This window comes from Ruegeria sp. HKCCD6119 (assembly GCF_013110585.1).
GTDB lineage: Bacteria > Pseudomonadota > Alphaproteobacteria > Rhodobacterales > Rhodobacteraceae > Ruegeria.
Genome location: NZ_WVQV01000001.1, coordinates 709,885 through 722,821 on the forward strand (window position 1 = coordinate 709,885; position 12,937 = coordinate 722,821).

The following is a 12,937-nucleotide window of genomic DNA, read 5'->3' on the forward strand; positions in this document are numbered from 1 at the left end:
TGCAAGCTGTGGATAACTGTCACGTGCCTGTTACGGATTCGCGTTACCCCGTCTGCGACATATTGTGGAAAATCAGGGCTTGTCAGAGTTTTAACACGATATATAGTTATAAAAAGACCGGGGCGGGTGCTCCCCGCTCTGGTGTCACAAACGGGCAGCTGAGAGCGAGGAGCGATTCTGTGATGGACGGAGACTTCAGAACCGAATTTGTAAGGGAGCCGGGTGCGCTCAAACAACACCCGGCCCTGGTTTTGAACGCCGATTATCGCCCCTTGTCCTATTACCCGCTGTCACTGTGGCCCTGGCAAGAAGCGATCAAGGCGGCCTGGCTGGATCGGGTCGATATCGTGGCTGAATATGACGAGGTCGTCCGCAGCCCGAGCACCGAAATCCGAATACCCTCGGTCGTTGTTTTGAAAGACTATGTAAAACCCAGAAAGCGCGTGGCCTTCACGCGCTTTAATTTATTTTTGCGGGATGAATTCCGCTGCCAGTACTGTGGCAGCCGGGACAACCTGACCTTCGATCATGTGGTGCCGCGGGCCGCCGGTGGTGTGACCAGTTGGCAGAACGTGGTGGCCGCGTGCAGCCCGTGCAATCTGCGCAAGGGGTCAAAGTCTCTGCGCCAGGCTCGGATGACCTTGCGCAAGCCGCCACGTCAGCCCGATGCCGAAGCGTTGCGCAATATCGGACGGAAATTCCCACCGAACCACCTGCATGAAAGCTGGATCGATTTCCTGTACTGGGATGCAGAGCTGGACGAGTTCTAAGCCGCGCGGGATTTCCATGCGGCCAGCCAGATCAGCACCAGCATGGCAGAAGCAATGGCGTTCCAGCCAGCCATCGAGATACCGAACATCTCCCAGGGGATATCATCGCATCGCACCAAAGGCGCGGACATGATTTGATCGAACAGATCGTCAGCGGACAGACCGCTGATGCTGCCGGATGTGCAGCTGCTTGGGCCTTCCCACCAGCCTTGTTCAACGCCGGCGTGAAATACGCCCACCGCCGAAGTCGTCGCGGCCGCCGCGGCGCCCAGCAAGGGAAGAAAGGTCAGCCTGGGCAATGCCAGCGCCGCGGCGCCGATCGCGATTGCCACTGCATGAGGATAGCGCTGCCAGATGCACATCTTGCACGGCGCAAGTCCGCCGAGATGCTGAAAGCCAAAAGCGGCCAGAAGAAGCGCCAGTGATCCAAGACTTGCCACTGCGACAAGTTGCGAACGTCTCGTCATAAGTATTTCACCACCAGGAATCCGCCAAACAGGAGGATGATGAACAAAGTGAACATTAGCCCCAGGCGCTTTTCGATGAAGTCGCGGATCGGCTCACCGAATCCCCAGAGCAGGCCTGCCACCAGAAAGAACCTCAACGCGCGGGCCAGAATCGAGGTCGCGATAAAGGTTCCAAGCGGCATGCCGGTCCAGCCGGACATAATGGTGATGACCTTGTAGGGGAAGGGGGTCACACCAGCGGCCAGAACGGCCCAGAACCCGAAGTCGTTGAACCGGGTATTGAATTCTTCCATGGCATGGGCTTTCCCCATGGATTCCAGAATGGGCTGCCCGATGCTTTCATAGAAAAACGCACCAATCGCATAGCCCAGCATGCCCCCCAGAACCGAAGCCACCAGTGCCACGGTTGCGATCAGCCATGCCCGGGACGGGCGGGCCAGAATCATCGGAATCATCAGCACATCTGGGGGAATCGGGAAGAACGAACTTTCGATGAAAGCCACGATGGCCAGCGCCCACAGCGCGTGAGGGTGTTCGGCCAGACGAATAGTCCAGTCATAAAGCGATCGTAACATAAAGCACTCAAATCCCGTTTTCGGTCTGAAGCCCAGCCAAACCATGCGCCTGACGGACCGTCAACAGTCGAGGGCGAAACAAATGGAATATTGGATGGTTTTTGCCTCTGGACCTTCGCTCGGATGGGCGCTAATCCAGTGTTCGTGGCCCAAGTGGCGGAATGGTAGACGCAGGGGATTCAAAATCCCCCGCCTTCACGGGCGTGAGAGTTCGAGTCTCTCCTTGGGCACCACAGTTCCGACAATCTCAGAACACCGCCCGTCCTCTTGGCGGGGTGCCGTGATCAAGGTGATGATCCGCAACCTCGATCTTCACGTCCTGTTTGAGGTTCTCTGTAGCGGGCTGTGAATGCCACAACGTTCCGGGCCTGCATCAGCAGACAGGTCATCAGGCCCCCGGCCGGGGGGATCTTGAACCGGGTTGGTGTTGAAGGGCCTTTGCCAGATTCGCCGGAACGCACAACCGTGACTTGCCCTGCCTCCTTATCCGAAACGCGGTTCGCTCTGTTTCGCGGTGATTAGCGCCGGGAATGAGGGTAGGTTTTGGATTTGGAGTGACCGCATGAACCCAGACGGCTCGCTGTGAACTGATGGGGAAAGTTCGGGATTTATGCTCATATATGCGAATTGGCGCAGGTCAGACCGGTGCCGGCCTTGACATTGCGGGTATCTGAATGAAACCTCGAAAGGGTTGGGAGAAATTGGGAAATTCAAAGATTTGTAGCCGTTGCGATGCGGGCCGGTTTGTATTATCGGCACGCTTCCCTGAGCAGGTGATCAAACTTGATTTCCAACTGCCAGACAAAAAAAGTGGGAGTTAACAGATGAAAAACAGCAGCAAACTGAGCGTCGGCGCCTTCGTCACCGCAGCCCTTCTGGCTCCGGCGGCATATGCCGAAGAGTTCATTACGATCGGTACCGGTGGTGTCACCGGCGTTTACTATCCGACCGGCGGCGCGATCTGTCGTCTGGTCAACAAGGGCCGGAAAGAGCACGGCGTGCGCTGCTCGGTCGAATCGACCGGTGGTTCAGTCTACAACATCAACACCATCCGCGAAGGCGAGCTGGAGTTTGGTGTGGCCCAGTCCGACTGGCAGTACCACGCCTATAACGGCACCTCAAAATTCGAAGAAGCCGGCCCGTTCGAAGGCCTGCGCGCCGTGTTCTCGGTGCACCCCGAACCCTTCACCGTGGTGGCTCGTGCCGATTCCGGCATCACCAACTTTGAAGACCTGAAGGGCAAGCGCGTCAACATCGGCAACCCCGGTTCCGGTCAGCGCGGCACCATGGAAGTCCTGCTGGGCGAAATGGGCTGGACCACAGACGATTTCGAACTGGCGACCGAGCTGAAAGCGGCTGAACAGTCGGCGGCCCTGTGCGACAACCAGATCGACGCAATGGTTTACACTGTTGGCCACCCCTCGGGTTCGATTCAGGAAGCCACCACCGCATGTGACTCGGTTCTGGTGAACGTCAGCGGTGAGGCCGTGGACAAGCTGGTCAACGAAAACTCGTTCTACCGCAAGGCAACCATTCCCGGTGGCATGTACCGTGGGTCTGACGAAGACACCTCGACCTTTGGTGTGGGCGCGACCTTCGTGACCTCGGCCGATGTATCGGAAGATGCGGTTTACGCGGTCGTCAGCTCGGTCTTTGAGAACTTCGATGACTTCAAAAAGCTGCACCCGGCGTTTGCGAACCTGAAGCCCGAAGAGATGATTGCGGATGGCCTGTCGGCTCCGCTGCATCCGGGTGCCGAGAAGTACTACAAAGAAAAAGGCTGGATTCAGTAAACCAGACCTGACGCAGGGTGCCCAAGGGCGCCCTGCACAAAACCCGTGTGAAACGGGATTTCAGAAGGCCGAACAATGGCCGCGACGGGGAGACATTTGATGAATTCCGACACTCAATCCAATCGTCCGCTTTCCGAAGAAGAGCTTCAGGATCTGGTTGCATCTTCTGACGCAGGAGGGCGAAATCCGGTCGGGAACGTGGGCGTTTTCCTGGCGGTCGTGGCCGCGATCTGGTCGATATTTCAAGTTGTTCTGGCTTCGCCCTTGGCGAATTATGTCTTGCCCGGAAGCGTCGTGAACAATGCACGGCAATTCCATCTGGCTTTTGCTTTGTTTCTGGCCTTTGCGGCCTATCCGGCGCTCAAATCCAGCCCCCGGAACTATATTCCGGTTCAGGATTGGATCATGGGATTGGTGGGCGCGTTCGTCGCGCTGTACGGCTATTTCTTCTATGACAAGATCGTCAATGCGGGCGGTTTGGCCGACGACACTGACAAATGGGTTGCGTTGCTTGGCCTGGTGCTGTTGTTCGAGGCCGCGCGCCGTGCGCTTGGCCCTGCCATGGCAATTATCGCGACCATATTTTTGGCCTATGTCTTCTTCGGTGCCTCGGAATGGGTGCCCGAAGTTATCCGCTGGAAGGGCGCGAGCCTGAAAAAGGCGATGAGCCACATGTGGATCACGTCCGAGGGCGTGTTTGGTATTGCATTGGGTGTTTCCACGAAATTCGTCTTCCTGTTCGTGCTGTTTGGCGCATTGCTGGATAAAGCCGGGGCAGGGAACTACTTTATCAAGATGGCCTTTGGGGCCCTGGGTCACCTGCGTGGTGGTCCGGCCAAGGCGGCGGTTGTGGGCTCGGCTGCGACCGGCCTGATCTCGGGCTCGTCGATTGCCAATGTTGTTACCACAGGTACCTTCACCATCCCGCTGATGAAGCGCGTCGGGTTCAGCAGTGAACAAGCGGGCTCGGTCGAGGTTGCCAGCTCGGTCAACGGGCAGATCATGCCGCCGGTGATGGGGGCCGCTGCATTCCTGATGGTGGAATATGTGGGCATCTCTTATGTCGAGGTGATCACCCATGCCTTCCTGCCGGCTGCGATTTCCTACATCGCACTGGTTTACATCGTGCACCTTGAGGCCGTGAAGCGGAACATGCCCACGCTGGGCGACCGCGATGTACATCTGGCGCGGACCGTAGTGGGGATGCTGGGCTTTTTCCTGGTGTTTGCAGGTCTTTGCTATGGCTCACAATTCCCGGTGGATGCCGTGACAAGCTGGGTGCCGTCGGCCGCTGGGATCGTGCTCAGCCTGATTATCTGCGCGGTCTATGTCGCACTGCTTTATCTGGCGGCGAAGGTGCCTGACCTGGAACCCGACGACCCTAACGCCAAAGAGGTTACGCTTCCGGTCATCGCCGATATCTACAAAGCTGGCCTGCATTACCTGCTGCCGATCATCGTGCTGGTCTATTTCCTGATGATCGAACAGAAATCACCGGGCCTGTCCGCCTTCTGGGCCACATCGTTGCTGTTTGTCATCCTGCTGACGCAGAAGCCGCTGAAAGCGATGTTCCGCGGGCAGAGCAACCTGTACAACACTTTCATCGATGGTGTTGCCGACCTGTGGCAAGGTCTGATCGACGGGGCACGCAACATGATCGGCATCGCGCTTGCCACGGCAACCGCGGGCGTGATCGTGGGAACCGTCACGTTGACGGGGGTTGGTCAGGTTATGGCCGATCTGGTCGAGTTCCTGTCGGGTGGCAATCTGATCCTGATGCTGGTCATGGTCGGGCTGCTCAGCCTGATCCTGGGCATGGGTCTGCCGACAACCGCGAACTATATCGTTGTCAGCTCTTTGATGGCCGGTGTGGTTGTTGAGTTGGGCGCCCAAAGCGGGCTGATCGTTCCATTGATCGCTGTCCACCTGTTCGTGTTCTATTTCGGGATCATGGCCGACGTGACACCTCCGGTCGGGCTGGCCAGTTTTGCCGCCGCGGCCGTGTCGGGCGGTGACGCGATCAAAACCGGTTTCACGGCCTTCTTCTACAGCCTGCGCACCGTGGCGCTGCCCTTCGTGTTCATTTTCAACACCGATCTTCTGCTGATCGATGTGACATGGGTCGAAGGGATCATAGTGGCGATTTTCGCGACGATAGCGATCCTTGTCTTCACGGCAGGCACCATGGGGTACTTCCTGACCCACAGCCGCATCTACGAAAGTATCGCGCTGATCGCCGTGGCCTTCGCCCTGTTCAGGCCGGATTTCTTCATGGATCGCATCGCGCCTCCATACACTTCGGTCGAGCCTGCGGCGTTTGTCGAAACCATTGGCCAGACTCCACCGGGAACCGAGGTTCGCATGGTGATCAGCGGGCCGGATTTTGATACCGGCAAGATGGTGGACACCACGGTTGTCGTGCCAGTCGGATCCGAAGAGGGCGGTGAAGCGCGCGTCGATGCCATGGGGCTGCTGTTGCTGGAAGAGGATGGCCTTGTCAAACTTGACGAGCCGATGTTTGGATCACCGGTTGCCGAAGATCTGGCCAACTTTGACTATTACGGTGACGAGGCCGTGCGTCTGAGCTCGGCCAGCCTGCCGTCCAGCCAGCCTCCGAAGCAACTGGTCTATATCCCGGCGCTGATCCTGCTGGGTCTGATCGCTTTTCTGCAACGCGGCCGTGCCGCCAGACAAGAGGTGCTCGCATGACACGTTCCGTTCTGTGTGCCGTTGATATCAGCAATGGCGAGATTGATGCACCGGTTCTGAAAAAAGCAGCCGCGCTGGCGGATATGGAAGGGGCGCAACTTGACGTGGTGACAGTGCTGCCCGATTTCGGGGAAAGCTGGGTGTCGGGGTTTTTCGAATCCGGTTTTCACGACAAGGCGTTGGAGGAAGCGCAGGCCAAACTGACGGCGCTGTGCGTATCGGCCCTGGGGGCCGAGCGCAACGAAACCATCCGCCATGTGGTTGCGACAGGAACAGCTTATCAGGAGATTTTGAAGACGGCCGAAAGTGCCGGCTCTGATTTGATCGTAATCGGAGCCCACAAGCCGGATTTCAAGGATTACCTGCTGGGCCCGAATGCGGCACGCGTGGTGCGACATTCCAACGTCTCGGTTTACGTGGTGCGCTGACGCGAAAAGCAGATGCCGTGCACAGAGGTGCCGGAGCCCCGACGGTCGCCTGCCGCCGTTCGGGCTCCCGCAGCCAGGTCAGTAGCCCGTCATCTCGAGATACCCAACGCCCTCGTGGCTGCCGGTGACCGTGACCGGACCTTCCCAATATTCAAAACGTGTCCCCATCCAGGCGTCCGGCGTCAGGGCGGATACCTTGACGTCGATGCCTCGGTCCGCAAGCACGACGCGCCATTGCGTCGGGACGTCGCGCCCTGCCACCTGATCGGTCGCAAGCGGCTCAAGCCTGACGGATCCGTCGGGGATGGCATCGGTGCTGCCGTCTGAATTGATCCATGTGGCCGAAGTGAAATCGCCGCGACCACCGCGCAGGCGAAAGGCCATCAGCTTGTCCCCGTCCTCGAAGCTGAGCGAAAACCAATCCCAGCCGGTTTGATCCTCGGCCAGGGGTTGCGAAGACCATTCCCGGTCCAGCCAGCCCTGACCGGTGACGCGCATATCGCCATCCGGCAGGTGCAGTACGCCTTCGACTGAATAAAAGGGTTGCGAATAGTAATAGCTGGCTTGCCCGTCGGCGGATTTGACAGAATAGCCCGCTTGGCCATGAAACACCAACGGGCCTTGTGCGCTCAGCGCAAGATCGTACCCGAAATCAGCCCCGTTCGCGGTCAAGGTCAGGGTATCCATATCCGGTCCGGCCATGCGCCATTCGTCGATCCAGGCCTCGAACGGTTGCACCGCAACACCTGCCTGCCCAATCCCCCCACGCGACAGGCGTTCGGCAAAATAGTGGGTGTCAGGCGTGGTGACAGCCGCATGGCCCATCCAGATCTGCGGGCTGTGCCATCCATCTGTTTCAAACGGTTTCAGGGCCGACCGGAAAAGGGTCCATTGGATGCCATAGTCACGCCCGTCCTCGCCTTCGAGGTTGGCCGTCAGATACCACCATTCGATCCGATAGGCGGGATGAGGCCCGTGGTCTTTGGGAAAGTCGAATTCAAAGCCCGTCTGCGGAACCTCGAACCCTTCCGCCGACCCTCCAAGACCTGCAAAGCCCTGCGCCCAAAGAGGCGATGGGCACAAAAACACGAGAACGGCCAAAAGGGTTTTAACGTTCATTGGCGAACACCTTCAGCAAATAGGCAGGGGGCAGACGCAACATGCGCAGCGCGGGCAGGGCCGCTGCAACCAGGGCGGCCAGCAGGGTCAACAGGAACAGCCACAACCAATCCCAGGGAAACACGAACATCGGCAACCGCCAGCCAAAGGCTTGCACATTGATCACCGCCAACAGAACCCAGGCGAGGATCAGACCAAGCGGCAACGCCAGGCTCGCGGTCAGAGCCGCGAGCAGCACGCTGCGCAAAAGCTCCAGCCGCGCCAGTTGCGCCCGATTCAGTCCTAGCGCCCATACCGGAGCAATCTGAGGCAAGCGCTGGGTCCACAGGGTCAGCAGGCTGGTGAGTATGGCAAATCCCGCCACACCGAGGGTCAGAACATTGAGCGCCGATGTCACGACAAAGGTCTTTTCGAAGATTGCCAATGATTGCGCCTTCATGGCGGCCTGCTGGACCACGGCCTGACGCGGCAGGGCAAACCGCTCGCGCAAGGCTTGCGCCATTTCAGTCGCCTGTTCGGGGTTCAAACGGATGCCAAACCGTCGAGTTTCGGCCCCTGGTGCGATCCGGTCAAGTTGGCTCATCGATACAATGGCTTGCCCGGTTGGGTTTCCATAATCCGAATAAACCCCAGCGATGGTCAGCGTGTGAGCCGGGGACAGTGTCAGCGTATCTCCGGGCCATAGGTTCGCGCGCCGTGCCAGTTGTTCGTTGATCAGAACCGCGTCTCCGGCCATCACGTCGTCCCATACGGTCGAGTTTGCCGATATCAAGGGCCAGTGTTGCCGATAGACCGGATCGTCAATGACCCCGTACAGAAACAGGGGGCCCGTTTCGTGCGACAGTTCCATGTTGCGAATTGGAAGGATGGCGTCGACCTGCGGACGCAGCCAATCCGTGATCTCGCGCCCCTGTTCTTCGTCACGGATGGTCAGATAGAGCTCTGAGGTCAGGCGCTGGTCGAGCCAGCCGACAAAGGTCAGCCGGAAACTTGAAACCATTGTACCCACACCGATATTTGCCGCAAGCGCAAGCAACAGGGCCATCAGGGCAAGCGACAGCCCGGGCAATTGTGCGCGCATGTCGGCCCAGACCCACTGCGCGACGGCACCACGGGACCTGTTGCCAAAGACGGAAAGCGCAAAGGTCAGAAGCGCCGGCAACAAAAGTGCGGCACCCGTCAGCAATCCGGCCAACAGCACGAAACCGGCAACCAGCCCACCGATGCCGAGATAGGCGATGACACCGCCGAGGATCAGGGACAAGCCGAGCAAACCTGTCACACGACGTGTGCCGGCATTGCCCTGCCAGGCTTGCACACCGGGCCCCGCCAGCAGGGGCATACGAGACAATCGCCACAGCGCATGGCCACTGGCAAACAAGGTGCCGCAGACAGCCATCGCCATCCCGGCAAACACCCAATGGGGGTGCAATGTCAGCTGTCCGGTCACGGGCGCACCATACAGGCCACGAAGGGTTGCTGCGACATCGGGCAACAACGCGCCGGCCAGAAAGAACCCAAGAAGCAGCCCCAGGGTTCCACCGATCAGGGCCAGCCCCGTGAGTTCGGTCAGGATCAGGAAGACCAGCCGCCGCATCGAAACGCCTAGCGCACGCAGGGTGCGGATCATGCCTCGGCGTTGGGCAAAAGCCAGCCCGACGGTGCCGTTCACGATGAACAGGCCAACGGCAAAGGACAGCAGGCCAAAAGCCGACAGGTTCAGGTGAAAACTGTCAGTCAACCGAGCAGTATCGACTTGCGAGGATGGGCTGGCGCGCTCCAGTTCGGGCGCGATTTCGGCCAAAGGTGGCCGATCACGCGGCTGATCCGGCAACACAATGAGTCGCGAGATGAAATCGGTTTGGTTCAGCAGGGCTTCGGCTGTGCCGATATCCGTCAGAATAACGTCCGGTGGCAGCGCCGTGGTGAACGAAACCGGCGGAAGGTTGTTCTGGTCGCGCAACAGCGGCGCCAGCTCTGCCGCGACCAGAAGCCGCCCCGGAGCGGTCAGCATGTCTGCCGGCTCAGTCGGCGCGGTGCTTTGGTCGGCTTCGGTGACGGCGGGCAGGGCCGGGTAGGCGACCATGTCCACACCCATCAGGCGCAATGTGCGGCCCCGGATTCGATAGGGGCCCTCCAGAACGGCCGCCACCTGCCAGCCAGCACGACGCAGATCTACGTAACGAGAAACCGGAATCAGACCGGAAGGATCGCGCAGCTCGTCGAACTGCCCAAGGGCAAGCTGCGCGTTGGCCCGGGCATAGCTGGCGCGCGCTTCGGCATTGATGGCCTGAACCGCGGACCAGAGACCGGTGGCCAACGCGATGCCTGTCAAAAGCGTCGCCAGTTGCAACCAGTGCACCCGCCAGTGTGACATCAAAGCCTGAATGACGGCGCGAGTCATTGGATACGACCACCGCAGAGCTGGACGGTTCGATCCAGTCGGGCCGCAATCTGTTGGGAATGCGTGACCAACAGAAGCGCTGCGCCGGTATCAGCCACCAAGGCCAACATCAGATCCAGAACCCTTGCGCTGGCGGTTTCATCCAGATTGCCCGTGGGCTCATCCGCCAGCAGCAGTTTCGGACGCGCTGCCATGGCACGACCAATCGCCACCCGCTGCTGTTGCCCGCCGGACAGGTTTTCGGGATATCGGTCCAAAAGATCGGATAGGCCCAGACGTTCGGTCAGATGCGCGGTCCACCCGGCATCCTCGGCGTCGGCAAGGCGGGCGTGAAAGGAAAGGTTCTGCGCAACGGTCAGCGAAGGGATCAGATTGAACTGCTGAAACACCAACGAAAGCTGACTGCGCCGCAATTCGGCCCGCCCGGCATCGTCCAGATGGGACAGAGGGGTTCGGTTCAAGATGATTTCACCGCTGTCGAAACAGTCAAGCGCTGCGGCAAGGTTCAGCAGAGTGCTTTTGCCACTGCCGCTTTCGCCGGTCAGGGCCAGTGTCTGCCCTTCATCCAATGTCAGCGACACGTCGCGCAGAACCGGGCGCCCGCCGGGATAGGTTTTCTGAACACGGTCGATGGTCAACAGCATGGTCTGGCCTTTTTTCTTCCAAGGATGTGCGACGGAATTCCAAACTGTCCAGTGCGGACCCGCACTCGGTTCCATTCGCCGCAGGCGTTCTTCACGATCGCCGGGGTTGTGCCCTGCACCTCAACGGGTCATTCTGCCCGGACGGTACACTGTCGTAAATCGGGATGAAAAACATGACGTTGCTGCATCAGATCGTTTGGGGCAGTTCATTTCTGGCGCTCTGCTTCTTGGTCGAGATTCTTTTGTTGACCTGGTGTACCGTCACGATCATCAAGTGGGATGAAAGATGGTCCGCCAAGGGGGTGTTCTTTGGAACGGCAGCACCGATCGCGGTATCTTTGGCCTTTATTGTCGCGACGCACACGATTCAGGTCTGGATTTGGGCCATCGTCTGGGTGTTGCTTGAGGTTCTGCCGGATTGGAACTCGGCCATCTATTTCTCACTGGTGACGTTCACGACCCTGGGATACGGCGATATCGTTTTGGGCGAAGGGTTGCGAATTTTTGGGTCTTTTGCCGCGGTTGCCGGTCTTCTGGCCTTTGGTCTGTCGACCGCTTATCTGGTGGCGATGATGACGCGCGTTTTTCAAGAAAAGTTCTTTTCCTAAAGGATAGGCGCAAACAACCGCGCCAACGGTGCGCCAAACCGGATATGGGCAGGTTGCTGGGCCAAACTGCGCGTCAACTCATAGCTTGCCTCGAAATCCGCGCGCAGCATGTGATCAACTGCCAAGGCTGCTCGGGCATCAAAAAACAGGGCCATCGCTTCGAAGTTCAGCCGGAAGGACCGGTTGTCCAGATTGGTCGTGCCGACCGCAGCCAGCGTGTCGTCAACCACGAAAACCTTCTGGTGCATGAAACCGTCCGTATATCGGAACACGCGTACGCCGCAGTCGCGGATTTCGTCGAAATAGGCAAAAGCAGCCAGCCATGGCAGCCGATGGTCTATGATATCGGGCACAAGGATGCGCACGTCCACACCGCGCATCGCTGCATGTTGCAATGCGGTCATGACGTCGATGTCGGGCACAAAATAGGGCGAGGCAATCCACAATCTTTCTTTCGCCTCGGCGATGGCCGAAAAGAACATCATGGCGCCAGTTTCGGTTTCATCTCCGGGTCCAGTGGCCACCAATAGGGCATTCATGTCCTGCTCGGCCTCGCTGCCTGCCCAGTCGAGGTCGTCAATCAGGTCTTCATCGCGGGCCCAGTGCCAGTCTTCGGTGAAGATGAGCTGCAATTGCCGGACGATGTGGCCGGTCATCTTGATATGCGTGTCGCGCCAATGGCCGAAATGCGGGTCTTCTCCCAGATATTCAACGCCCACGTTGTGACCGCCGATAAAACCTGTTTCACCGTCAATGACGACGGTTTTGCGATGGTTCCGGTAATTCAGCTGAAACCTGAAATTTGGCCCGCGTTGCTCGCGCGGGTCGGCGACGTCGATACCCGCATCGCGCATCGTGTCCAGATAGGTGTTTTCCAATCCATAGCTGCCGACGGCATCGGTCATGAAACGGACATGCACCCCACGTTTCGCAGCCTCGATCAGCTTGGTCTGAAGTTTTCGGCCCAAGGCATCGTCTCTGACGATATAGAACTGGATCAGGATATAGTTCCTGGCCTCGTCTATCGACTGGAAAATGGCGTCAAACGTTGCCTGACCATCGATCAGAAGCTGAGCGCCATTGCCACTGGATACCGGAAGATGAGCCAGAAATTCGAATGGTCGTGGATTGATCGACATCGTTGTCGGATCAGGCCTGGAATAGTCGGCAAAGGTCTTGATCCCTTCGACGACCCGTTCGCTTTGTTGGCGCGAGATGCGGTAGCCGCGAAACCTGTGGTGCCCCAGAAACAGGTACATCGGCACCGCAAAGATCGGCGCAGATACCAAAAAGACCACCCAGCCAACGGCTCCTTGCGGTGTGCGCGCGGTTTGTGCCGCGCGCACCGAAAACACAACTGCAGTTGCGTACAACGCAAAAACAAAGATGGATACAAGCAAAGTCCACATGGGCGGTAAGT

11 protein-coding genes and 1 tRNA gene are annotated in these 12,937 nt (G+C 58.7%); 6 read left to right on the forward strand and 6 right to left on the reverse strand.

From position 1 onward, the window contains the following. Positions 1-182 precede the first annotated feature (182 nt). Entirely contained in the window at positions 183-770 is a 588-nt protein-coding gene (locus GS611_RS03600) for an HNH endonuclease (RefSeq protein WP_152458073.1), read from the forward strand. Here GS611_RS03600 and GS611_RS03605 read toward each other — a convergent pair. Both GS611_RS03605 and GS611_RS03610 read right to left on the reverse strand, forming a co-directional pair. Then, positions 767-1,237, reverse strand: a complete 471-nt coding sequence (locus GS611_RS03605; RefSeq protein ID WP_171632275.1) for a disulfide bond formation protein B — start codon at positions 1,235-1,237, stop codon at positions 767-769. The two genes, GS611_RS03600 and GS611_RS03605, sit on opposite strands and share 4 nt — an antisense overlap. Next, positions 1,234-1,812, reverse strand: coding sequence for a YqaA family protein (locus GS611_RS03610; RefSeq protein ID WP_152458071.1), 579 nt, complete (start codon positions 1,810-1,812; stop codon positions 1,234-1,236). Before GS611_RS03610 ends, GS611_RS03605 begins: the two co-directional genes overlap by 4 nt. A 147-nt stretch (positions 1,813-1,959) precedes the next feature. Between GS611_RS03610 and GS611_RS03615 the strand changes: the two genes are divergently transcribed. The 4 genes from GS611_RS03615 to GS611_RS03630 all read left to right on the forward strand — a co-directional run bounded on the left by GS611_RS03615 (position 1,960) and on the right by GS611_RS03630 (position 6,742). Next, positions 1,960-2,045: transfer RNA gene (locus tag GS611_RS03615), tRNA-Leu, on the forward strand. A gap of 591 nt (positions 2,046-2,636) precedes the next feature. Then, positions 2,637-3,605 (forward strand): TAXI family TRAP transporter solute-binding subunit, encoded by a 969-nt coding sequence (locus GS611_RS03620; protein ID WP_152458069.1) that lies wholly within the window; start codon positions 2,637-2,639, stop codon positions 3,603-3,605. Positions 3,606-3,704: 99 nt separating this feature from the next. Continuing rightward, positions 3,705-6,314: a TRAP transporter permease gene (locus tag GS611_RS03625; protein WP_171632278.1), complete on the forward strand. Its 2,610-nt coding sequence runs from the start codon at positions 3,705-3,707 to the stop codon at positions 6,312-6,314. Continuing rightward, the gene (locus tag GS611_RS03630) at positions 6,311-6,742 is read left to right on the forward strand and encodes a universal stress protein (protein ID WP_171632280.1); all 432 of its coding nucleotides are present in this window, start codon (positions 6,311-6,313) and stop codon (positions 6,740-6,742) included. Before GS611_RS03625 ends, GS611_RS03630 begins: the two co-directional genes overlap by 4 nt. Positions 6,743-6,820: 78 nt before the next feature. Here the strand turns inward: GS611_RS03630 and GS611_RS03635 are convergent, their stop codons facing one another. The 3 genes from GS611_RS03635 to GS611_RS03645 are packed head-to-tail and all read right to left on the reverse strand — an operon-like array spanning position 6,821 to position 10,909. Then, complete coding sequence (locus tag GS611_RS03635) at positions 6,821-7,861, reverse strand: lipocalin-like domain-containing protein (RefSeq protein ID WP_171632282.1); 1,041 nt, start codon at positions 7,859-7,861, stop codon at positions 6,821-6,823. Beyond that, complete coding sequence (locus GS611_RS03640; RefSeq protein ID WP_171632284.1) at positions 7,851-10,265, reverse strand: FtsX-like permease family protein; 2,415 nt, start codon at positions 10,263-10,265, stop codon at positions 7,851-7,853. Before GS611_RS03640 ends, GS611_RS03635 begins: the two co-directional genes overlap by 11 nt. Continuing rightward, positions 10,262-10,909, reverse strand: a complete 648-nt coding sequence (locus GS611_RS03645) for an ABC transporter ATP-binding protein (RefSeq protein WP_171632288.1) — start codon at positions 10,907-10,909, stop codon at positions 10,262-10,264. The genes GS611_RS03640 and GS611_RS03645 overlap by 4 nt, the downstream gene beginning before the upstream one ends. Before the next feature lie 173 nt (positions 10,910-11,082). Between GS611_RS03645 and GS611_RS03650 the strand changes: the two genes are divergently transcribed. Next, a complete protein-coding gene (locus tag GS611_RS03650) occupies positions 11,083-11,517 on the forward strand; it encodes a potassium channel family protein (RefSeq protein WP_171632290.1) in 435 nt (144 codons plus the stop codon). On the opposite strand, the gene cls is transcribed toward GS611_RS03650, so the two are convergent. Next, entirely contained in the window at positions 11,514-12,926 is a 1,413-nt protein-coding gene (gene cls, locus GS611_RS03655; protein ID WP_171632292.1) for a cardiolipin synthase, read from the reverse strand. The two genes, GS611_RS03650 and cls, sit on opposite strands and share 4 nt — an antisense overlap. Positions 12,927-12,937 lie beyond the last annotated feature (11 nt).